We start from the raw sequence: 21,595 nt of genomic DNA, 5'->3' as shown, positions 1-21,595 counted from the left end.
TTATAGCTTTTCGTAAAAGTTCAATTTATTTCTGAGTGTTGTAATTTCAGATTGAAGACTTTCAACCTGTTTTAATAAATTATAAATTGCATCGATACCTTCAAAATTAATATCTAAATCATAATGTAGACGCATCATTTTTTCAACATCATTAAGCTGATTTGTTTGTAAATAATTATCACTTTCTGAAATTGTTATTTCAATCAATTCATACTCTTGCAATGCATTAATAAAACTCACTGGAACATTATAATTTGTACAAAATTGAGTGATTGATATAAGTTCTGTCGTTTCCATGTTATCTTAATTTTGATAATTCTGTAAAGAGTTCTTTTTCTTTTTCTGTAAGTTTTATTGGTGTTTTTAGATTATAAGTCACATATAAATCTCCAAACTGTCCCTCTTTTTTATACTTAGGAAACCCTTTACCCTTAAGTTTAACTTTTGTTCCGTTTTGAGTTACTGGTTTAACCGTTAATTTCACTTTACCATCAAAAGTATCTACAGTTATTTCTCCTCCTAAAAGTGCTTTGTACAAATCTAAATCTACAGAAACATAGAGGTTATCTCCATCTCTTTTAAAAGCCGTATTATTCCGTATTGAAAACTCAATATACAAGTCACCATTTGGACCATTATTAACACCTTTACCACCATGGCCTTTAATTTTAATCACCTGACCATTCTCTATTCCTGCCGGAATTGTAATTCGGATATTCTTATTATTAACAGTTAATGTACGTTTATGCGACGTGTAAACATCTTTAAGGTTTAACTCTAATTTTGCATTAAAATCTTGGCCTTTAAACTTTACGTGCTGACCACGAGATTGCGATGATTGCCCTCCAAACATAGACCCGAAGAAATCTGAATAATCCTCCTCTGAATAACCACCATATTGATTGCTTGTACTGCGCTGATATTGCTCTTGCTGTTTTGCTTTTTCATACTCTTCAGCGTGTTGCCAATGCTCACCATATTCATCGTATTTTTTACGATTTTCTGGATCACTCAATACCTCGTTAGCTTCATTAGCCTGTTTAAACTTTTGCTCAGCTTCCTTATCATTTGGGTTAAGGTCTGGATGGTATTTACGCGCCAACTTTCGATATGCTTTTTTTATATCGTTTGCAGAAGCCGTTTTTGAGATACCTAATACTTTATAATAATCTATAAATGCCATTATTGTTTATTGTGAGTTTTAGTGTATTGCTTTAAAATTTGTTTAAGACTTTCTAGATAATCTTCCATTATCTTAATATTTATATCTGGATGAACTTTTGAAGGAATTGTAACCGGATTCTCGTCTAACGTTTCATAAAGTTCTGGATAATTTACTTCTATACTTGTGGTAAGCCTTATAATTTGATTTTCTATATCTTGAAGTGTTTTCATAACGTCAGTATTAATATTATTAATTACTAAAGTTAGCTATAAATAGAATCACTTAAAATGATTAATATCATCATTACTAAAAGCTTAAGTTATAATTCTACCATCTTCCATTTGTATAATTCTATCCGTTTTATTAGCAAAATCCTCATCGTGTGTTACAATGAGTAAAGACAGGCCTTCCTCTACACTTAATTTCTTAAAAATATTAAACACATTCTCTGCATTATGGCTATCTAAATTCCCTGTAGGCTCATCTCCCATAATTATAGATGGATTATTTATTAATGCTCTAGCGATAGCAACACGTTGTTTTTCACCACCAGAAACTTGAGACGCTCGCTTATGTGCCAAATGCTCTATGTTTAGAATTTTTAATTTATCTAAAGCATCTTGTTCTATTTCTTCAATCGTTTTTTTAGCTAATTTCTTAGCAGGAAGCATTACGTTTTCTAATACTGTAAATTCTGCCAATAAATAATGAAATTGAAATACAAAACCAATGTTCTCATTCCGTAGACGTGATAAATGATTAGCATCCTTATCTGTAATAAGTTGGTTATTTAAATACAACTCACCTTCATAATCGGTATCCATTGTAGAAAGAATATAAAGTAAAGTCGATTTTCCACAACCCGATTTTCCCATAATCGAAGTAAATTCACCTTTTTTAATTTCAAAATTGATATCCTTCAAGACATGAAATAACACAGGTTTTTTAAAATATTTATTAATATGTTTTGCTTCTAATACGTTACTCATCTTATTGCCCTCTTATAATTTTAACTGGATCTATTTTTTTTGCTTTCTTAGAGGGCAAATAGCCTGCTAAAAATGTTGAAACGATAGCAAACGTAAAACCAATAACAAAAAACATAGGATCTATATTTATAGGATAGGTTTCAACGGTTGGCAACGCTTCTGTTTCAAAAGGAATTGTGGAAATTAAACTCGCCAACCCATAACCAACTATTAAGCCTAAAACACCACCAACAAAACCAATAATCATGGCTTGACTCATAAAAATGAGCTGAACATCTGTACCTGAAAAGCCAATAGCTTTTAATATGGCGATATCATTCATTTTTTCATAAATAAGCATATTCAATATGTTATAAATTCCAAAACCTGCCACTATTAAAAGTGCTACGGAAACCGCATAAGTAATTAAGTTTCTCACAGATGTACCAGTATCGAACTGAGCATTAGCGGTCTTAATATCAACGGCTTTAAGGTTAAATTGCTGCTCAATCTTTTTAGACAATGGCACAGCTTCTTCTATATCGTACAACTTTACATTAATATCGGTAATATAATTATTAGCTTCACCCAATATACGCTGTACTGTTTTTATGGTTGAAAAACTTTGCATAGCATCTAAATCTGAAATACCACTTTGATAAAAACCCACAATTTTCAACGGAAATACACCTCCACTTATTGGGCTTATTTGTACACGATCACCAATTTTTAAAGCCATTTTCTTTGCAATACCAATGCCCAAAAGAATACTATTATCAGTATTTTGTAATGCTTCTGCAGAACCCTCAACAATATAATCACTCATATTAAAAAGCTTCGCCTCATCAATTGGGTTAATACCTGTAAGACTTCCTCCCAACTCTATAGAACCTGCCAGATAAAAAATTTGTGTTTCAATTCTTGGAAGTGCGCCTCGTACGTTTTCATCACTTTCTAAATAAGTTATAATTGGTAAGGCATTATGAATCTTCTTTTGACTCATTTTTGGTTTAATAGAATGCACAATATTGAAACCTTTACTAAACTTATCGTAAAGCGAAATGGGTTGCTCTTTTGATGGTTCTATCTCATTATAAACATGAATATGAGGTGTTTGATTTAACATAAGGTCATCTAACATAGTGTTTAAACCTGTCATAAAACTTACCAAAGTAATGTAAGACCCAATACCAAAAGTTACACCTAAAGCAGCAATTGAAGTTGACTTTAATTTAGTGAGCAAATGTGTTTTTGCTATATTTAATATAACGGTCCAGTTTGCCATTATTCTGGTTTATAGATGTAAGTCTCTTTGCTAATACCAGATAAGATTTCTACATAGTCCATATTTTGTAATCCTGTTTTTACAAATACGAGCCCATCATCTGTTTTTACTTTATTATCACTAGTTAAATAAGCTATTGGAATTGTTAACACATTGGCTTTTTTAGAAATAACAATGTTGGCTTCACCAGATAAACCAGGATACAATATTTCTGGTGGTTTATTAAAAAGTGCTTCTACCAAAAAGGTCTGATTACGCTCGTCTTTTTTAGGATAAATTTTAGAAACTTTTGCTTTAAAAACTTTGTCATTATAAGCATCTAAATTAATTAATACTTCTTGAGATTTTTTAATTTTTACAATATCTACCTCATCAACTAACAGCTCAATAATAAAATGATTTTCACTACCTATAGTAGCTAAAGGCTCCATACTAGACACCACCTCTCCTGGCTCTTTAAAAACAGCATAGACTTTACCATTAATCTTACTATTTATTGTAAAATCTTTTGTTGTAATTGCAGTCGTTTGGTAATAATTTTGCGCTTGTTGAACGGTAGTTTTAAGTTCATTTTTTGTTCTATCTAATTTATTTTGAAGTACCTCTAATTGATTAGAAGCTAACTCATAATTTAATTTTTGAGTATCATATTGCGCCTTAGAACCTATGTTTTGGTCCCAAAGTCTTTTTTGTCTAAAATAATTTATAGAATCATTTTTAAACTTCAATTTTGCCGCATAAATCTCGCTTTCTATGCTACTTAAAACTGTAGCATTACCTTTATAATTATTCTGAGCTAAGTTTAATGCCAATTTTGCATTTTGAGTATTAAGTTTTGGTGTATTATTAATAATTTGAAACAAATGGTCATTCTTGGCAACCAAATCACATTCCTCAACTAAATTAGCATCAATAAGTCCTGAAACTATAGCATAAACTTGATACAAACTATCTGGTTGTACCGTTGCAGAAGCATATACAGATTCCGTTAGCGAACGCTCTGTTGGTAATATTTTATCTTCATTATGAGAACAAGAAAATATTATCAATCCAACGCATAAACAATACCAAAATTTTAAATCAAATGTGGTAACCGCAATTTTTAAAAATACCATTTAAATTCACTTTTAAAGTCTATTAATTCTTCAAGCTTATATTTTTACTTTTACAAGTGTCCAAGTGTTATCTTTTTGTTTAACAGCATAAAGATTTTCCGCAATATATTTAGACATAATATTAGGAACACCTATTAAAAAATCTTTATCTAAAACAACATTAACACCATCTTGATTAAGATAGTAAATATCTTTTCCTTCTGTATTTATAAGCACTTCAAAGTATCTATGATTAACCATTTCTTTATCTAAAGCTGTATTTTCGCCTATTACCTGTTTATTTACTTTTAGGGCAATGGCTATACCTTCTTTAAAATTTGTAGTATTTAAAAATTGCGGATCTATTACGGTTTCTCCAGATTTGTTTATAAATCCAAAATATGAGATTCCCGCTTTGACTTCAACAATTTTACATCTGTCATTGTAAAAAACGGGATAAGTACCGTCTTCGTTTTCCTCTGCTACCAAATCTGTTCTAAAATCAATAATTAAATCTCCTTTTTGGTTAACAAAAGCCCATTTTCCATCCTTTTTAATCGCTGAAACTTCATTGTGAAGAGGTGAAATAAAATCAATATTTTCTATACTTTGTGCTATTCCAATAATTGGTAACACAATTAAAATCAATACTAAAACGACTGTCTTTTTCATGATATATAAATTTTAATAATTAATAAACGAAGCTAGTGTTCTGATCATTCATATAAAATGATCTAAATCAGACGCAAAAAACAGGATATATAAACGCTATATTTATCCTTTTTTCAATTCTAGACTCAGTTTAGCTAATAGAATAAGTTCAGATTTGTTTTGTCCAGAAAAACTAGCCGTAATTTCACCAACCGTTTTCAAAATAAGTGAATTTATAGGGTCTGTAAAAAATGATTCGTTTTGTCTTTTAAAGCTGATAAAACTATCATAACAAGCTTCTGAGTTGTAGTCATTATCTTTACACAACCAATCAAAAGTTTTTAGAATAGCATCTTCAGCATCACCTTTTGATATGGTATTTATAACATCTTCACTTAACCAATACCTTTTTACCAAATGCGTTACTGCCTTTACCTCTTCTTCTTTTACATTATTATCTACAGAAGCAAAAGCAAAAAACAATTTGCCTAAATTTTGAAAAAATCGATATGTAGTTTGGGCATCTAAATTCAAAATACAGATATATTTTAATATAAATTTATAGTTATTAGGCCATTAAGCCGATGATATAAATCAGTTTCATAACATAATTAAACCCAAATTATAAGGTGTCAAAATTTAGAAAAGTTTAATTATCTTTAACTTCTTTTAAAACCAACCTTTTTTACATGTTTCAACAGAACCAAGATATCTTTAATACGTTAGCTGAGGCCTTAGCTGAAGGCGTCATATTGGTTGATAAAAGTCAAACCATTATCGCTACCAATTCTTCTACTGATACCATTTTTGGCTATGAACACGGTGAGTTAGAAGGACAAACACTCGAAATTTTAATTCCAAAAGATTATCATGGAACTCATGAAGGTCATTTTAAAGGTTATGTAAAAAACACTACTAAACGACAAATGGCAGTAGGTCGTGATTTGTATGGCCTTAAAAAATGTGGTGTAACGTTTCCGGTAGAGGTCGGATTAAATCCTCTAACTATTTATGGAAACACTTATGTTCTTGCCTTAGTAAAAGATATTACAGAACGTAAAAAAGCAGAACAAGAGCTGTCGCATTGGGCTAATATCTTTAACGAATCTTTAAATGAGATTTATATTTTTGATTGTGAAACCTATAATTTCGTCAACGTAAATCGTGGTGCACAACAAAACATTGGTTATGATTTAACCGAGTTAAAATCACTGACACCTCTAGACATTAAACCACACTACAACAAAGCACAATTTGTAGAAAAAGTTAAACCACTGGTTGAAGGACTTGAAGAGAAACTAATTTTTGAAACACTTCACCAACGTAAAGATGGTACAACTTACCCTGTAGAAATACACTTGCAATTGTCTTTACTCGGTAACAAAAAAGTTTTTGTAGCTGTAATTTTAGATATTACAGAAAGAAAAAATTACACCGAAAAACTAGAAAGCACTGTAGAGAAACGCACCATAGAGTTAAAAAATGCACTCGCTAAAGAACAAGAACTCAACGAACTAAAAACCAAGTTTTTATCTTTAGTGTCGCACGAATTTAAAACACCTCTAAGTGGTATTTTAACCTCTACAATGTTACTTGAAAAGTATAAATTAACAGAACAACAAGATAAACGCGATAAGCATATTAAAACTATTGCAGACAAAGTACAATATCTCAACTCTATACTTAATGACTTTCTGTCTTTAGAACGCTTGGAATCTGGTAAACTCAATTATAATTTTACGCATTTTAAACTCTCTAAGGTGATTGATGAGGTTATTTATAATGCCAATATGCTTTTAAAAGAAGGTCAGTCCATTAAATACCCAGAAAACATTGATGATTTCTCACTTTTTCAAGACGAAAAGTCAATAGTATTAATACTCTCAAACCTTTTAAACAATGCCATAATGTACTCACTAGAGCACAAAACAATTGCTATTATGGTAACTCAAGATGAAACAACCACAATCATTAAAATTAAAGATGAAGGTTTAGGTATCCCTAAAAAAGACCAAATAAATATTTTTGATCGTTATTATAGAGCAGAAAACGTTAGTAACATTCAAGGTACAGGTATTGGTCTAAATATCGTAAAAAATCATATAGAAAATTTAGGTGGTAACATTACCTTTGAAAGTGAAGAACAAATAGGTACCACATTCACAATAACACTTCCAAACTCAGCTGCACAATGACAAATATATTACTTATAGAAGACGATATGATTTTAAGAGAAAACACTGCTGAAATCTTAGAACTCTCCGAATACAAAGTCTTAACTGCAGCCAATGGAAAAATTGGTGTTTCCATGGCAAAAGAGCACATTCCTGATATTATAATTTGCGATATAATGATGCCAGAACTTGATGGATATGAAACTCTAAAATCACTATCACAACACCAAGCAACAAAACATATTCCGTTTATATTTTTGTCTGCAAAAACAGAACGTGGAGATGTAAGAAAAGGCATGAATTTAGGTGCTGACGACTACATCACAAAACCCTTTACAGAAAATGAACTGATTAGCGCTATAGAAAGTCGCCTAGCTAAAGTAGCGATTCTTAAAGAAGCTAAAAACAACACCGAAGAGACAGCAGGGCAACTTATTAAAACCTTAAATGATTTAAAAATCTATTTTGATGATAACGGCACATCATTTACAGCTAAAAAAGATACCACAATCTATGAAGAAGCTGAGCACTCTAATTATGTTTATCTTATAAATAAAGGTATTGTAAAATGCCATCAAATTGACAACCAAGGTAAAGAATTAGTTACCGGATTATATAAAGAAGATGATTTATTTGGCTACACATCTTTTACAAGTAATATGCCACATAAGGAAACAGCAACAGCTATAGAAACCACTAGTTTATCTGGAATTTCTACCAATGAATTTAATCAAATTTTAAATGATAATCCTAAATTAGCCATAGAGCTTATTCAATTATTATCTAATGATTTATTATATGTAAAAGATCAGTTATTAGAAATGGCTTATAGTTCTGTAAACAAAAAAACAGCAGACACCATTCTAAAATTTGCTGAAAAAATTAATAGAAAACCTGAAGATCCTATAAACATTTCGCGCAGTGACTTGGCAAGCGTAGCTGGTATTGCAACAGAAACTTTAATAAGAACCTTAGCCAGTTTTAAAAAACAAGGCATAATTGGATCGGATGGTAGAACTATTAGGGTTTTAGACATAGAAAAACTTAAGCACATCCAATAAGTTATTAAATAATATACTTAAGGTGACCAATATCATTTTAAAGACAGCATCTAAACTTTAGCTTTGTTATCCTAATGTTATTGTTTGATGAAAAATATATTATTACCTACTGATTTTTCAGAAAACTCATGGAATGCTATTAAGTACGCCATTAGTTTTTTTGAAAATCAAGACTGCAACTTTTATCTTTTACACGTTAAGCCCATACGTACTATTGAGTTTAATGATGATCCACTTATAATGATTCAAAGTGATATAGATTTATTAGACGTAAAACCTATAAAACAAGAACTACGTAAACTTTTAAAGCGTGTTATAGAATTATCTACAAACAAACTTAACCATCATTTTTACACCATCATTGAAGAAAACTTTTTTATTGATGGCATACGCAAAAACATTGAAGAAAAACAAATAGATTTAATAATAATGGGCACCAAAGGAGCGTCTGGATTAGAGAAAATAATCTTAGGTTCTAATGCTGCAGACGTCATTACTAAAGTAAAGTGTAACACTTTAATAATCCCAGAGAATGCTACATTTACCGTACCAACTGAGATTGCCTATCCTACCGATTTTTCGTTATCACACAACTTGCAAGTACTTCAACCTGTAGCAGAAATTATAGAACGATTTAAAGCGTCGTTACGCATTATACATATTAGTAAGCGCAAAATGGAGCTTAATGAAGACGAAAAGCAAAACAAAGAATTGCTAGAAGATTTTTTTAACCCTTACCCATACAGTTTCCATAACCTAACTAATAAAAAAGTAGAGGACGCGGTTCAGTGTTTTATAGAAAGTAGAGCTATAAACATGGTTTGTATGGTCGCAAAAAACATACATTATTTTCAACAAATATTATTTCATTCAAAAGTGGAAAACATTAGTTATCATGTAAATATTCCATTTTTGGTCTTACACGAAAAAAACTAAAACATTATGGATAATTCAATATTCTTAGCAAAATTTTGGGGTTGGTATTTACTTATTTTTTTCTTTATATTGAGTGTTAATCCCAAACGAATTAAACAAGTCTTTGATGACTTATACGACCAAAAGTTTCTGATTATAACGGCATTTATAGCTATTGTAGTCGGCTTACTTAATATTATATTTCATAACATTTGGGAACCTAGTTACAAGCTAATTATCACACTAATTGGCTGGACGTCTCTTTTTATAGGATTGGCTCTATTTTCTTTTCCTAAAAAAACCGTTTCATTTTTAGCATTAACCAATATTAAGCTGGTGCAAGTGATTTATACCTTATTATTTTTCCTAGGTATTTATTTACTAAACATGGCATATGGAATTGTTTTAATTTAAAACTGACAAATGTCATAGTTTTAAATAATAAATAGTTTTAATATTATAATACCATTTTAAAATGGTTTGCTATTAATCAGAAAGAGACAGTCTAATGGATTATCTGTCTAAGTTTTTATAGCTAATTTCTTTAACTTGTAGAACTTTGGTTGGTTGGTTGATTAGTGTCTAAATTTAATTTAGACATATTTCATAAGTTATTTAAATTAAGGCTAAAAAATACTTAACAAATTTTACGTTTTTTTAGGCTGTCTCTTTTTTGTTAATTGATTGCAATACTACTCCTACAACTCTATAGCAATCAATCTGATATATATCATAGTTTTTAATAGATTAAGTACTTAGCTTTATAATCCACATTAAAACCAGATGATTATGTTATCTATTCTTCTACCTACCGATTTTTCCGAAAATTCAATGAATGCTATTAATTATGCATTAGAATTTTTTAAATATCAAAAAGTACAATTCTATTTTATGCATGCGTATAGAAATGAGTTTTACGACCATGATGATTTAGTGTCTCGTGAGGTGTTTGAAGAGGTTTTAGAAAAAGTAAAAACCGAATCTGAAACCAATCTAAACAACCTATTAAAAAAGGCAAATAAAATAGCACCCAATCCTAGATACACATACCATAGTATTTCTGCATATAATACACTTGTAGAAGAAGCTAATGAGGTCGTAAACAAGCAGAACATAGACTTAATTGTAATGGGTACAAAAGGTAAATCTAATGACAGTAATATTATATTTGGAAGTCAAACGTTTCAGGTTTTAAAGTATGTAGAATGCCCTGTTTTGGCAATTCCTTCAAATTACAAAAACACACAACCAAAACGCATCTTGTTCCCTACAGATTATCTAATTCCTTATAAGAGACGAGAGTTAAAATTACTCTCTGTTTTAGCAAGATCTTATAGAAGTTATATTGATGTCATTTACATTTCTACAAGCAATAAATTATCTATAAGACAAGAGGACAACCAGGCATTTATTAAAGATGCACTATTGGTTAACAAAGTGAATTTTAGTATAAAAAGCAGTAAAAAAATTACTGAAACTATAAAATCTGAAATTGAAGAAAAAGATATAGATATGATAACAATGGTAAATACGCAACATTCGTTTTTAGAAGACATGCTATTTCCATCTACAATAGACAAGGTAAGCCTAGGCTTAGAAATTCCGCTTTTAGCGATGCAAAATACAACACGAAATTAACTAAATAAATGAATCATGAAACATATACTTCTGCCCACCGATTTTTCAGATAATTCATGGAATGCTATAAAGTATGCAATTCAACTTTTTAAAGATGAAACTTGTACATTTCACTTATTGAACACCTATACTCCAGTCATCTACAATGTAGAATACGTATTAGGCTATCCTGCTCAATTTGGCTTAGGTGATGCTATTAGAAACACCTCTCAAGAAAACTTGGATGAGATTATTGAAAAAATCTCAAAAACATTTGAAAAAAACCCGAAACACAAGTTTACAGCCTTATCTCGATTTGACACCTTGGTTTCTGGCATAAAAGAATTTATAACGGAAACCGAAACATATCTCATTATTATGGGAACAAAAGGTGCTACAGGAGCTAAAGAAGTATTATTTGGCTCTAATACGGTACATACATTTAAGGAAATTAAATGCCCGGTTTTAGCAATTCCTTCAGATTTTGAATATGAAAAACCTCAAGAAATATTGTTCCCTACAGATCTCGAAGTAGATTACAATACTTTTCAAATAGATGTATTAAAACAGATTGCCGCTCATCATAATTCTCGGATTAATGCTTTACATGTTTCTACAGGAAAGGATTTATCATTTACTCAAGTAAACAATCAAATAAAACTAGAATCTCAATTTAAAGGGACTTCGTATTTATTTCACCATTATGATAGTATGAACGTAACTCAAGCCATTGATCGTTTTCAGATAAAAGCAAAGATTAATCTGCTAGCTATGATAAATAACAAACATTCATTTTTTGAAAACCTATTCTTTAGATCAACTCTTAACCAAATTGGTTTTCATTTAAAAGTGCCATTTTTAGTAATACCAGCTATATAAACACTGATTCACATCATTGACTAGATTAGTTTAAATTTTTAATTTTAAGCATTCATTAATTAAAAACAATTTCCATGAAAAAGAATATTCTTTTACCGACAGATTTTTCAGATAATGCATGGAGTGCAGTGGTCTACGCATTAAAGTTATACGAAGAGGAACTCTGCACATTTTACTTTTTGCATTCAATTAAAATGAAAGTTTCAACCATGTCTAACATGTCTAATAAATTGCTTCGTGTTATGGCAGAAAATGCTAAAAATGAGCTTTCTGAATTAAAAGAATTGGCTGAAACCTCTAACGCTAATGCCAACCATAGTTTTGAAATTATATTAAGCTCTAATGATTTGCATCAATCTATGGATACCATCATAGAAAAAAATAATATAGACATGGTTGTTATGGGTACCAAAGGAGCTACAGGAGCCAAAGAAATTATTTTTGGTAGCAATACAGTAAAAAGCATAAAGAAAATAAAAAACTGTCCTGTATTGGCTGTTCCTGATGAATTTGATTTTGTAATACCAGAACAAATAGCATTTCCTACAGATTTTAATAGGCTATATGGTGCTGAATTACAACCGTTATTGGATTTAGCTGACCTTTATAATTCAAAAATAAGAATACTTCACATCAACAAAGAAGACAGTATTTCTGAAGCGCAAGACTATAACCTAGACCTCTTAAAAGTAGCCTTAGAAAATTATGACTATAGCTTTCATTGGATGCCAGATTACAGCAAAAAAGATGAAGCTATAAAGGATTTTATTGATGAATTAAATATCAACATTTTAGTAATGATTAACTATAAACATAGCTTAATAGAAAACCTTATTAAAGAGCCTGTTATTAAAAAATTAGGCTTTCAGCCAACCATACCATTTTTAGTAATACCTGACTAAGCTGACATATATCATTTTAAATCTAGAGATATTACATTAAATTTATTCTTTAGAAAAAATAAAACACGATGAACAATCATATTTTAATACCTACGGATTTTTCTGATAACGCATATAGCGCAGCGCAATATGCCTTAAAGCTATATTCTAATGAAGCCAGTACTTTTTACTTACTTCACTCTTGGACGTTTTCAAGTTCTGGGTCTAGAACCTATATAACCTCAACTTATTTAGATAATTTAAAAGAAGAACAAAAACAGAAATTAGAGGAGTTAAAGGTTAAACTAGAGGCCGAGACCACTAATGATCATCACAAATTTGAAATTATTTATAGTACAGATCCATTATTACCTGCGATTAAAAAAACCATTAAAAATGAAAAAATTAATCTAATAATAATGGGTACAAAAGGAGCTACAGGTGCTAAAGAATTCCTTTTTGGCAGCAATACTGTAGACATTATTAATAAAATAAAGCTTTGCCCAATTTTGGTAATACCAGATGCTTTTAATTTTGTAGCACCTAAAGAAATTGCTTTCCCTACTGATTTTAATCATTTTTATGGCGAAGAATTAGCATACATCAAGCAATTATCTAAGTTATATAACTCTAAGATAAGAATTGTACATATTAATCAAAACGATCAATTATCTGAAAAGCAAAATTATAATTTGGCGATGCTAAAAGCATATTTAGAAGATTACAAAAGTAGTGTACATTGGATGCCAGATTTTGGAACAAAAGAACAATGTATTAAAGATTTCATAGAAGAATTTGATATCAATATACTTACTATGATAAACTACAAACACGGCTTTATAGAAAACATAACCAAAGAACCTGTTATTAAGAAAATAGGATTTCATCCTGTGGTACCATTTATGGTAATACCTTGTCATAATCCTTAAAAAATCTTAAAAATCAATTGGTTTAGCTGACGCACATCATTTGGCAATTTTAGTTATGTAACTATATTTAATTCAACAAATTAATTTGAGTTAATCATGAGACATAAAATTTTATTGCCTACCGATTTTTCTAAAAACTCAATTAGAGCGATTAATTATGCTAGGGAATTATACAAAAACGACCATTGCGATTTTTATGTCCTAAATGTATTCTCAGCTACAGGTAATATTTTAGAAAGTCTTTTAAACTTAGAACCTGGAAGCGCGCTTTACGAAACTGCAAAACTAAATTCAGAAAACGGATTAGCTAAGGTTTTTGATATGATTACCATGAGCGACTCATATAATCCAAAGCATCATTTTGAGGTGTTTTCCGAATTTAATAATATCATTGAATCCATTAGACAATTTGTAGACAAAAAAGACATTGAAATGATAGTAATGGGTACTAAAGGACAAACCCATTCTAGAGCCACAGCCTTTGGCAGTACTGCAATTAACGTTATGGAAAAGGTAAGAAACTGTCCGGTATTAGTAGTTCCACATAACGCAAAAATAGAATTACCAAAAGAGATTGTTTTTCCTACAAATTATACAATTCCATTTAAAAGAAGAGAACTCATTTACCTCTCTGAAATAGCAAAAAAGAGTGAGGCAAATATCGCAATACTTCATATAAGTATAGAAGAAAAATTAGACAAAGATCAAAAAGAAAACAAAGAATTACTCAAAGAAATATTAGAAGGTGTTAACTACTCTTTTCACACCTTATCTCACCATTCTATACAATCTGCAGTTAATATTTTTGTAGAAAGCAGATCAAGTGACATGGTTGCTTTTATTAATAAAAAACATGCTTTTTTCGGAAGTATATTAAGTAACCCAATGGTAAAGGAGATTTCATTTCACTTAAATGTTCCCATATTAGCAATGCACGATTTCAAAAATTAAGTATTAACTAGATTCTCATTTCTATGAGAGTTATAAATAAATTTATAATGAAAAACACAAGCATTTGGATGGATATTGATAATGCTTATATCGTAAGCATAGAGAATGAAAATGAAACATTTCAAACTGTTTCATCTAACATTGAGCACTTTAAATCTCATGGTGGTTCTGGCACAAAATTAAAAGGTGGACCACAAGACGTTATACAAGACAGCAAATATTTAGAGCGCGAAAAACAGCAATTAAAACTTTATTTTAAAGACATCGCGTCGCAAATAAATGACACCAATGCTTTGGTACTTTTTGGACCAGCTGACACCAATGAGAAGTTTAGCAAAGAGTTACATAAGCACTATAACAGCTTAAGCACAAAAATAAAAGGAGTAGAAAAAGCTGATAGCATGACCGAGAATCAAGTAAAAGCATGGGTTAGAGACTACTTTAAGTCCAATTAGATTGTAACAATTTTACCCATTACAAGTTGAAACTACTGTAAATAAAATAATGTTGCTTTGGTCATCTAAATCCATAGATGGTATTAAATAAAGCGCTCAAAATGATTGATATTTTGATAGTTTTTAAAATAATCGCATATGAAAACTAAAAATTACAATATCATTAAATCCTCTGGTGAAAGTGTAAAATTTTCAATAGACAAGTTGCGTGCTTCATTGCATAAAACTGGAGCAGATAAAGAGACCATCGATCAAATTATTGACAAAGTTAGAGATGAATTATACCAAGGGATTTCTACCAAAGAAATTTACAATAGAGCTTTCGCTTTACTCAAAAAAAAGAAGAGTTATTTTGCATCAAAATACAAACTAAAAAAAGCCATTTATGAATTAGGCCCTACTGGTTTTCCGTTTGAACGCTTTATAAGTGAACTTCTAAAATACTCTGGTTACAAAACCGATGTTGGACAAATTTTGCAAGGTAAATGTGTAAAACATGAAATCGATGTGATTGCACATAAAGGCAATAAAACAAGTTTAATAGAGTGTAAATTTCATAATGAACAAGGACTTAATTGCAATGTGAAAATTCCGTTATACATCAACTCCAGATACAAAGATGTAAAAACACATTGGGATGCTAATCCAAAAAATGATACAACATTAACAGAAGGTTGGGTAGTTACCAATACAAGATTTACAGAAGATGCTATTCAATACGGCAAATGCTGCGGACTCTATTTATTGAGTTGGGACTATCCTAATAATGATGGTTTAAAAGATAGAATAGACCGATTAGGCCTCTATCCTATTACCGTATCTACTTTATTGACCAATAGAGAAAAACAATTTTTATTAAGTAGAGACGTAGTGCTTTGCAGACAACTGATACACGATAAATTTTATCTAGATCATTTAGGTATTTCTGAAGTTAGAAAGAAAAAAATTTTGGATGAAATAACGCAATTATGTCCAAATAAAAACTTATAAATCATGGAAAATTTCGCAAAAATAAATTTCTTAGGAGCTTCTGGTGTGGTTACAGGTTCCAAGTTTCTTATTGAAACTTCAGAAAAAAACATTCTTATAGATTGTGGAATGTTTCAGGGTTTAAAAGAACTACGCGAACTCAACTGGAGTGATCTTCCTGTAGATGTTTCATCTATTGATGTGGTTTTATTAACACATGGCCATTTAGACCATGTTGGTTACTTACCAAGATTATTAAAACAAGGTTTCAGTGGTAAAATAATAGGAACAGCACCAACACTTGCTATTGCTGAAATAATACTAAAAGATAGTGCAAAAATACATGAAGAAGAAGCTGAAAAAGCTAATAAAGAAAAGTATAGCAAGCACAACCCAGCACTTCCTTTCTACACTGTAAAAGAAGCAGAAAAAACAATAGCATTATTTGAGGCGCAATTACCAGATAAATGGATAATACTGTCTGAACATATTTCATATAGATTTCAATATAATGGCCATATTATTGGTGCTACATTTATTGAATTAGACATTAATAGTAAACGCTTTGTGTTTTCGGGAGATATTGGCAGATCTAATGATTATTTACTTAATGATCCAAAACGACCAGAATGGGCAGATTTTCTATTTATAGAAAGTACCTATGGAGATAAACTACACCCAAAAGAAGATGTTGAAGGTATATTAACTGACATAATTCTTGAAACCTTAGAAAAAAAAGGAAACTTAATCATTCCTAGTTTTGCTGTAGAACGTTTACAAACCTTAATGTATATTTTATGGCAGTTGTACAAAAAAAACAAAATTCCTAACATACCTGTTTTTGTTGATAGTCCTATGGGCAATAATGTATTAAGTGTATTTAAACGTTTTCCAAAATGGCATAAATTATCTGATGAAGATTATAATGCCATGTGCAAACATGTAAACATTGTAGCATCTTATAAAGAAACCTGGGAAACCATTGATGATAATCGCTCTAAAATTATTATTGCTGGTAGCGGAATGGTCACCGGAGGACGTGTACTCACGTATTTAAAACAACTTATAGACGAACCTTCTACAACGGTATTATTAGTAGGCTACCAAGCAGAAGGCACACGTGGTAGACAATTACAAGATGGCGTGCACGAAATTCGATTTTTTGGAAAATATTATCCTGTAAAAGCTACAATTAAAAACATAGCAAGTTTATCTGCACATGCAGATCAACATGATTTAATTAATTGGATGAGCAACATTAAAAATATACCCGAAAATGTATATTTAATTCATGGTGAACCAGCAGCTTTAGATGCTTTTAGAGTAAAAATAAAAGACACATATCATTGGAATGTTACCATCCCTAAAATTACAGATGTAGAAAAAATAGTGCTTTAAAAGCGTTTGAAAAAATGACCTATATCATTTCAAAATATAGTGGTTATTTATATTTTTAGTCTAAGAGAATTAAATAAGCAGCATAACCTTATTTTAATCTTCGTTATCACTTAAATCCTAATATCATGAAAACAACACAAACAAATTCAAAATATGTAGAATGGCTAAGTGCAGAAGAAATGCATGAAGCATCTAAAGAATGGCTCTCAGAGTTACTATTTATTAGAGATGAACATCTTTTTTTTGAAGATTTAATTAAATCTTATACACTACAGCTCATTGAACCTGAAAAATTTTCAGACAACATAGAAGTTATCGATGTACTCAATAGATCTCAAAAGCGAAATAATTTATTGATTGAAGCCATAAAGGTTCACGAAAATGAGCTTCAGATCATTGTAGATGGTGTTAATCAACTTAAAGAAGAAAAGGCATATAGAGATTCGCATAAAGGCTTAGTTAGTGAAATTAAAGAATTTCAAACTAATTATAGAAACCTAAAAACTCAACTTTTTGATATTATAAAAAATATTAAAAAAGAAGACAAAAGGAATCATTTGTTAGACAACAAATAATATAAATGCTATTATTTAAACATGTCTATTAATTAGATTTGATTTGAATTTCTATGTCTAAAATTATTGATTGTACATTTAAGAATGAAAGACTAATAAAGGCACTCTCAACTTATTACTTATTTTAGAGGTGGAAGAACTTGTAAAAAAACGTTCAAAAAAACGTTCTTTCTGAACCAATAATGCGGTTAAGGTAATAGGATGAGTTTGCGTGTAACAACTTACCGTATAATCCATAGGCACCTCTTCAATAACATGATAAGCATAATCTAAACCTTTTATAAAAGCACCAATATACTTTGTGTCATTTTCTAATTCTTGAGAAACCTCATCACTAGGAATCATTCTTAACAAATGTAATTTATCACTGAACCTTTCGGTAAACTTTAGCAGTTCTGAAAATGCATTGCTATTTAATGTATCATCTAAATCTAAAGGTAATAATACCTCTAATGGTTTTATATATGAAAATCCCTCAGGAACAATTAAAGTTGGGCAATACACGTTTCTGATAACATTGATGGTATTACTACCAAAAACAATCTCTTTTGCTCCAGTTACTCCATTGCTTCCCATAACGATTAAATCGATATGGTTAGATGTTGTAACTTGGTTTATGGCTTCCGTTAAACCATCAAAATCTATGATTTCTTGAAACGTAAATTTGGCATTATGAAACTCAGACTTAAGGTGATCTATGAGTTCTAATAATCTATTTTTAGATTTTTTGACAATAGAATCATAAATACTTTGACCTCCTCCCATTACTAAGTCATCACTTATATATGCCTTAGAATTTTCTACATGTAAAATATAGAAGTTACAATTATCTTCTTTAAATAAATTTAAAGCATAATGTATGGCGTTTAGAGAATTTTTAGAGAAATCTGTGAGTAAGAGAATCTGTTTCATCGTTTTTGATTTGTATAAAATTAACCAAAATCAATGAGTCTCAAAATGATTAAAATCATACACTTTTTCATGCTTTAATTAAAAAACAAAATTTTGTTTTTCATTAATGACTATGATTTTTTTTTCACACTTTGTTTTAGAAATTATTCTCTATGTTATTCACACGCCACCCTATTCAATCATTAAACTATTAACCGTAAAAATTCAAATAAATTACTGGTTAGCTGACGATGTTTTAAATCTTTCAAAAGTCAATTCTGGTTCATCAGTAGTAATATAATCAAAATTGTTGCTTAATAACCAATCAATATCTTCTTGCTTATTTGCTGTCCATGCGTTTAATTTAAGACCTAAATCTTTGGCTTCCTTAATCCATTCTGGTTTCTGCTTTAGTTTCCATACTAAATAATCTAAACCGTTTATATTATCATTTTTTAATTCACCTGGAGATTTAGAACCATCGAGATATAAGACTTTAGAATTAGGATCAATTTTTTTAATGTGTTTTACAACGTCGTAACTAAAACTAATATAGTAAGCGATATAAGCTTCCGCTTTTAGCTCTTTTACTGTTGCCACAGCCTTATCTGCAATACGTATATTACGACCCTCTATTTTTGAAGACTTTATTTCACAAACTAAACCCGTTGATGTATTATCAGTTATACCTGCTAAAATAAAATCGTTTAAAGTTGGTAGTGTTTCTCCATTAGATAATTTGTGTTTTGCTAGCTCTTTGTAAGTAGAAGATTCAATATCTAAACCTCCGAAATCTGCATCGTGAGTAACGATTAGTACTTCATCTGAGGTCATTCGAACATCAAATTCTGAGCCAGTACATTTTTGGTGTATAGCTTCTTTTAAAGCTGCTATAGAATTTTTTGGTAAGCCTTTAGCTTTCCACGCACCTCTGTGCGCAATTACTGGATTATCAGCAAAAACAATTTCTGATTTTTTTGAATTTGAATTGCATGACGCCAATCCAATACACATAAATAAAATAATTAAGTAACGCATAGGTAAATATATTAAAGGCAAAATAAAAAACAAAAGGGCAAGAGAACTTGCCCATTTTGCATATAAAAAAACTAACTCTTACAATTAATTATATCCATTATTCTGAGGATAATCTGGGCCTAACAAATCTAAATCTCTTTGAGCAATTGGCCAGTTGATATAATATGATTGCCAATTTTCTCTAGGATCTTTAGAACCTAAATTTGCAGGGAAATATTCTCCGTCACCTGCATAATTTGTTATTTGAAAATCAATTACATCTTGGCCCATTCTTTTTAAGGTAAACCAACGTTGCCCTTCAAAAGCTAACTCTCTTGCACGCTCGTCTAAAATAGTTTGTTGATTTACACTAGTCACTGGTGCAGCACCTGCTCTAGTTCTTACAGCATTAATATAAGGTAATGGATCTCCTGAAGATCTCATAATAGCTTCTGCTGCTATTAAATACGTCTCGGCTAATCTATAAACCATTACATTACCTCTTATTAAATAAGAATCTGCATTACCATCCTCTTGTGAAAACTTAATACATGATGGATGCATCCTTTGGTAATATGTTGCATAATTACTACTTGGATTGTTTAAATCTGTAATAGGCGCATAATTATCTACTTCCTCTCCAATTCGGTCACCTGAAGTATAATAATATTTCAACCTAAAGTAAGTGTCATCATCTCTTGTGTCATTTGGATCCTCAGCTATAAGGTTTAACAAATATAGGTTTGGTAAAATTCTAGAAAAGCCTCGACCTCCTTGCTCATTATTAGATTCTATACCAGAAATATTAAAATATTGCGTCACATAATTTGCATTCATCATAGTTGTATTACCACCACCAAGTACATCGTCTTGAGATTGAATTACGAATAAAGCTTCTGAATTATTTCTATCACCTGCAAAAACATCTGCCGTACTAGACACTAAACTGTGAGGTGAACCAGGTCCTTCTATAACATCTAACGCTTGATTTTTAGCTTCTGTCCAATCACCTTGCCACATAGCCACTTTTGCTTTCACATGTTTTGCTGTACCTTTAGTAACACGCCCAAAAGTATCTATCCAATCTAAATTTTCAATAGCGTAATCAAGATCACTATTAATAAGTCCAAATATTTCTGCATCAGTTGACCTATCGTTTACTACATTAAATGCATTGTCTACTGTAACCGTTTCTGTAGTTACAAATATATTATTATACATTCTGTATAAATAAAAATAAGAATGTGCTCTAAAATATTTAGCTTCAGCTAATACTTTCTTTCTTGCATCTTCATCGATGCCTTCTATTTCATCAGCAGCGTTAATAATAGCAGTTGCTTTATTAGTCATATTATAGAAATGCTTCCAAAATAATGTCGATGCAAAGTTAGAGCCTTGATCTACTGGAGAAGTACCTCTTTCGTAACGTCCCATTAAACCTGTGTAACCAGATCTCGAAAAAACCAAATCACTTCTAGATGACATTAGTACTGATCCCATAAAATCTTCAGTACTGTTATCATAACGGTCTCTTTCAAATTTATATAAAGCTACCACACCAGACTTTAAACCTTCCTCAGTAGTAAAAATGTAATCTGCATCAATAAATGTACTAGGCTCCTCTTTTAAGTAATCTTCACAAGAAGTCACTACGAAGAGTAACGCCATACATAGAAGCAGACTCCCCTTTATTTTTGAATAAAAAAACTTCGTTTTCATA

24 protein-coding genes are annotated in these 21,595 nt (G+C 30.5%); 13 read left to right on the top strand and 11 right to left on the bottom strand.

Features of this window, described 5'->3' with window-relative positions; translation table 11 throughout:
• The 8 genes from ACJJVO_RS15490 to ACJJVO_RS15455 form a co-directional block, all read right to left on the bottom strand.
• Positions 1-297: a chaperone modulator CbpM gene (locus ACJJVO_RS15490; RefSeq protein WP_405575746.1), complete on the bottom strand. Its 297-nt coding sequence runs from the start codon at positions 295-297 to the stop codon at positions 1-3.
• Position 298: 1 nt separating this feature from the next.
• Positions 299-1,183, bottom strand: a complete 885-nt coding sequence (locus ACJJVO_RS15485; protein WP_405575744.1) for a DnaJ C-terminal domain-containing protein — start codon at positions 1,181-1,183, stop codon at positions 299-301.
• Complete coding sequence (locus tag ACJJVO_RS15480; RefSeq protein WP_405575742.1) at positions 1,183-1,395, bottom strand: hypothetical protein; 213 nt, start codon at positions 1,393-1,395, stop codon at positions 1,183-1,185. The genes ACJJVO_RS15485 and ACJJVO_RS15480 overlap by 1 nt, the downstream gene beginning before the upstream one ends.
• Before the next feature lie 84 nt (positions 1,396-1,479).
• Entirely contained in the window at positions 1,480-2,154 is a 675-nt protein-coding gene (locus ACJJVO_RS15475) for an ABC transporter ATP-binding protein (protein ID WP_405575740.1), read from the bottom strand.
• Position 2,155: 1 nt separating this feature from the next.
• Positions 2,156-3,418 carry an ABC transporter permease gene (locus tag ACJJVO_RS15470; RefSeq protein ID WP_405575739.1) on the bottom strand — a complete coding sequence of 421 codons (1,263 nt, stop codon included), beginning with the start codon at positions 3,416-3,418 and terminating at the stop codon, positions 2,156-2,158.
• Positions 3,418-4,533 (bottom strand): efflux RND transporter periplasmic adaptor subunit, encoded by a 1,116-nt coding sequence (locus ACJJVO_RS15465; protein WP_405575737.1) that lies wholly within the window; start codon positions 4,531-4,533, stop codon positions 3,418-3,420. Before ACJJVO_RS15465 ends, ACJJVO_RS15470 begins: the two co-directional genes overlap by 1 nt.
• A gap of 36 nt (positions 4,534-4,569) precedes the next feature.
• The gene (locus ACJJVO_RS15460) at positions 4,570-5,184 is read right to left on the bottom strand and encodes a WG repeat-containing protein (protein ID WP_405575736.1); all 615 of its coding nucleotides are present in this window, start codon (positions 5,182-5,184) and stop codon (positions 4,570-4,572) included.
• A gap of 102 nt (positions 5,185-5,286) precedes the next feature.
• Positions 5,287-5,697 carry a hypothetical protein gene (locus ACJJVO_RS15455; RefSeq protein WP_405575734.1) on the bottom strand — a complete coding sequence of 137 codons (411 nt, stop codon included), beginning with the start codon at positions 5,695-5,697 and terminating at the stop codon, positions 5,287-5,289.
• Positions 5,698-5,852: 155 nt separating this feature from the next.
• Here ACJJVO_RS15455 and ACJJVO_RS15450 point away from each other — a divergent pair, with 155 nt between their 5' ends.
• The 13 genes from ACJJVO_RS15450 (at position 5,853) to ACJJVO_RS15390 (ending at position 17,967) form a co-directional block, all read left to right on the top strand.
• Positions 5,853-7,358 (top strand): PAS domain S-box protein, encoded by a 1,506-nt coding sequence (locus ACJJVO_RS15450; protein ID WP_405575733.1) that lies wholly within the window; start codon positions 5,853-5,855, stop codon positions 7,356-7,358.
• Positions 7,355-8,398 (top strand): response regulator, encoded by a 1,044-nt coding sequence (locus ACJJVO_RS15445; protein ID WP_405575731.1) that lies wholly within the window; start codon positions 7,355-7,357, stop codon positions 8,396-8,398. The genes ACJJVO_RS15450 and ACJJVO_RS15445 overlap by 4 nt, the downstream gene beginning before the upstream one ends.
• 87 nt (positions 8,399-8,485) lie before the next feature.
• Positions 8,486-9,334 (top strand): universal stress protein, encoded by an 849-nt coding sequence (locus ACJJVO_RS15440; protein WP_405575729.1) that lies wholly within the window; start codon positions 8,486-8,488, stop codon positions 9,332-9,334.
• A gap of 6 nt (positions 9,335-9,340) precedes the next feature.
• Positions 9,341-9,727: a hypothetical protein gene (locus tag ACJJVO_RS15435; protein ID WP_405575727.1), complete on the top strand. Its 387-nt coding sequence runs from the start codon at positions 9,341-9,343 to the stop codon at positions 9,725-9,727.
• 375 nt (positions 9,728-10,102) lie between these two features.
• Positions 10,103-10,951, top strand: coding sequence for a universal stress protein (locus ACJJVO_RS15430; protein WP_405575725.1), 849 nt, complete (start codon positions 10,103-10,105; stop codon positions 10,949-10,951).
• A 15-nt stretch (positions 10,952-10,966) separates the two neighbouring features.
• Positions 10,967-11,809 (top strand): universal stress protein, encoded by an 843-nt coding sequence (locus tag ACJJVO_RS15425; protein WP_405575723.1) that lies wholly within the window; start codon positions 10,967-10,969, stop codon positions 11,807-11,809.
• Positions 11,810-11,883: 74 nt separating this feature from the next.
• Complete coding sequence (locus ACJJVO_RS15420; RefSeq protein WP_405575721.1) at positions 11,884-12,711, top strand: universal stress protein; 828 nt, start codon at positions 11,884-11,886, stop codon at positions 12,709-12,711.
• A 68-nt stretch (positions 12,712-12,779) separates the two neighbouring features.
• Entirely contained in the window at positions 12,780-13,619 is an 840-nt protein-coding gene (locus ACJJVO_RS15415; protein WP_405575720.1) for a universal stress protein, read from the top strand.
• Between the two features lie 96 nt (positions 13,620-13,715).
• Positions 13,716-14,570 (top strand): universal stress protein, encoded by an 855-nt coding sequence (locus ACJJVO_RS15410; RefSeq protein WP_405575718.1) that lies wholly within the window; start codon positions 13,716-13,718, stop codon positions 14,568-14,570.
• Between the two features lie 47 nt (positions 14,571-14,617).
• Positions 14,618-15,025, top strand: coding sequence for a hypothetical protein (locus ACJJVO_RS15405; protein WP_405575716.1), 408 nt, complete (start codon positions 14,618-14,620; stop codon positions 15,023-15,025).
• A gap of 138 nt (positions 15,026-15,163) precedes the next feature.
• The gene (locus ACJJVO_RS15400) at positions 15,164-16,015 is read left to right on the top strand and encodes an ATP cone domain-containing protein (RefSeq protein ID WP_405575714.1); all 852 of its coding nucleotides are present in this window, start codon (positions 15,164-15,166) and stop codon (positions 16,013-16,015) included.
• Between the two features lie 3 nt (positions 16,016-16,018).
• On the top strand, positions 16,019-17,392 hold the full coding sequence (locus tag ACJJVO_RS15395) for an MBL fold metallo-hydrolase RNA specificity domain-containing protein (RefSeq protein WP_405575712.1): 1,374 nt from the start codon (positions 16,019-16,021) through the stop codon (positions 17,390-17,392).
• A 125-nt stretch (positions 17,393-17,517) separates the two neighbouring features.
• Complete coding sequence (locus ACJJVO_RS15390; protein ID WP_405575710.1) at positions 17,518-17,967, top strand: hypothetical protein; 450 nt, start codon at positions 17,518-17,520, stop codon at positions 17,965-17,967.
• Positions 17,968-18,045: 78 nt separating this feature from the next.
• Here ACJJVO_RS15390 and ACJJVO_RS15385 read toward each other — a convergent pair whose 3' ends face one another.
• The 3 genes from ACJJVO_RS15385 to ACJJVO_RS15375 form a co-directional block, all read right to left on the bottom strand.
• Positions 18,046-18,879, bottom strand: coding sequence for a universal stress protein (locus ACJJVO_RS15385; RefSeq protein WP_405575708.1), 834 nt, complete (start codon positions 18,877-18,879; stop codon positions 18,046-18,048).
• A 213-nt stretch (positions 18,880-19,092) separates the two neighbouring features.
• Positions 19,093-19,896: a glycerophosphodiester phosphodiesterase family protein gene (locus tag ACJJVO_RS15380; protein ID WP_405575706.1), complete on the bottom strand. Its 804-nt coding sequence runs from the start codon at positions 19,894-19,896 to the stop codon at positions 19,093-19,095.
• A gap of 84 nt (positions 19,897-19,980) precedes the next feature.
• On the bottom strand, positions 19,981-21,594 hold the full coding sequence (locus ACJJVO_RS15375) for a RagB/SusD family nutrient uptake outer membrane protein (protein WP_405575704.1): 1,614 nt from the start codon (positions 21,592-21,594) through the stop codon (positions 19,981-19,983).
• Position 21,595 lies beyond the last annotated feature (1 nt).

The sequence above is a fragment of the Winogradskyella sp. Asnod2-B02-A genome (assembly GCF_045063645.1).
Classification (GTDB): Bacteria; Bacteroidota; Bacteroidia; order Flavobacteriales; family Flavobacteriaceae; genus Winogradskyella.
The sequence above is the reverse complement of the archived record's forward strand: the minus strand, read 5'-3'. Positions and strand labels throughout refer to the sequence as shown.

Excerpts from the sequence above, each read along its gene's own strand:
- ACJJVO_RS15420 (WP_405575721.1), top strand. The coding sequence starts at position 11,884 with ATGAAAAAGAATATTCTTTTACCGACAGATTTTTCAGATAATGCATGG.
- ACJJVO_RS15430 (WP_405575725.1), top strand. The coding sequence starts at position 10,103 with ATGTTATCTATTCTTCTACCTACCGATTTTTCCGAAAATTCAATGAAT.
- ACJJVO_RS15490 (WP_405575746.1), bottom strand. The coding sequence starts at position 297 with ATGGAAACGACAGAACTTATATCAATCACTCAATTTTGTACAAATTAT.
- ACJJVO_RS15480 (WP_405575742.1), bottom strand. The coding sequence starts at position 1,395 with ATGAAAACACTTCAAGATATAGAAAATCAAATTATAAGGCTTACCACA.
- ACJJVO_RS15460 (WP_405575736.1), bottom strand. The coding sequence starts at position 5,184 with ATGAAAAAGACAGTCGTTTTAGTATTGATTTTAATTGTGTTACCAATT.
- ACJJVO_RS15380 (WP_405575706.1), bottom strand. The coding sequence starts at position 19,896 with ATGCGTTACTTAATTATTTTATTTATGTGTATTGGATTGGCGTCATGC.
- ACJJVO_RS15425 (WP_405575723.1), top strand. The coding sequence starts at position 10,967 with ATGAAACATATACTTCTGCCCACCGATTTTTCAGATAATTCATGGAAT.
- ACJJVO_RS15395 (WP_405575712.1), top strand. The coding sequence starts at position 16,019 with ATGGAAAATTTCGCAAAAATAAATTTCTTAGGAGCTTCTGGTGTGGTT.
- ACJJVO_RS15375 (WP_405575704.1), bottom strand. The coding sequence starts at position 21,594 with ATGAAAACGAAGTTTTTTTATTCAAAAATAAAGGGGAGTCTGCTTCTA.
- ACJJVO_RS15485 (WP_405575744.1), bottom strand. The coding sequence starts at position 1,183 with ATGGCATTTATAGATTATTATAAAGTATTAGGTATCTCAAAAACGGCT.
- ACJJVO_RS15405 (WP_405575716.1), top strand. The coding sequence starts at position 14,618 with ATGAAAAACACAAGCATTTGGATGGATATTGATAATGCTTATATCGTA.
- ACJJVO_RS15470 (WP_405575739.1), bottom strand. The coding sequence starts at position 3,418 with ATGGCAAACTGGACCGTTATATTAAATATAGCAAAAACACATTTGCTC.
- ACJJVO_RS15390 (WP_405575710.1), top strand. The coding sequence starts at position 17,518 with ATGAAAACAACACAAACAAATTCAAAATATGTAGAATGGCTAAGTGCA.
- ACJJVO_RS15475 (WP_405575740.1), bottom strand. The coding sequence starts at position 2,154 with ATGAGTAACGTATTAGAAGCAAAACATATTAATAAATATTTTAAAAAA.
- ACJJVO_RS15410 (WP_405575718.1), top strand. The coding sequence starts at position 13,716 with ATGAGACATAAAATTTTATTGCCTACCGATTTTTCTAAAAACTCAATT.
- ACJJVO_RS15440 (WP_405575729.1), top strand. The coding sequence starts at position 8,486 with ATGAAAAATATATTATTACCTACTGATTTTTCAGAAAACTCATGGAAT.
- ACJJVO_RS15415 (WP_405575720.1), top strand. The coding sequence starts at position 12,780 with ATGAACAATCATATTTTAATACCTACGGATTTTTCTGATAACGCATAT.
- ACJJVO_RS15385 (WP_405575708.1), bottom strand. The coding sequence starts at position 18,879 with ATGAAACAGATTCTCTTACTCACAGATTTCTCTAAAAATTCTCTAAAC.
- ACJJVO_RS15450 (WP_405575733.1), top strand. The coding sequence starts at position 5,853 with ATGTTTCAACAGAACCAAGATATCTTTAATACGTTAGCTGAGGCCTTA.
- ACJJVO_RS15465 (WP_405575737.1), bottom strand. The coding sequence starts at position 4,533 with ATGGTATTTTTAAAAATTGCGGTTACCACATTTGATTTAAAATTTTGG.
- ACJJVO_RS15445 (WP_405575731.1), top strand. The coding sequence starts at position 7,355 with ATGACAAATATATTACTTATAGAAGACGATATGATTTTAAGAGAAAAC.
- ACJJVO_RS15400 (WP_405575714.1), top strand. The coding sequence starts at position 15,164 with ATGAAAACTAAAAATTACAATATCATTAAATCCTCTGGTGAAAGTGTA.
- ACJJVO_RS15435 (WP_405575727.1), top strand. The coding sequence starts at position 9,341 with ATGGATAATTCAATATTCTTAGCAAAATTTTGGGGTTGGTATTTACTT.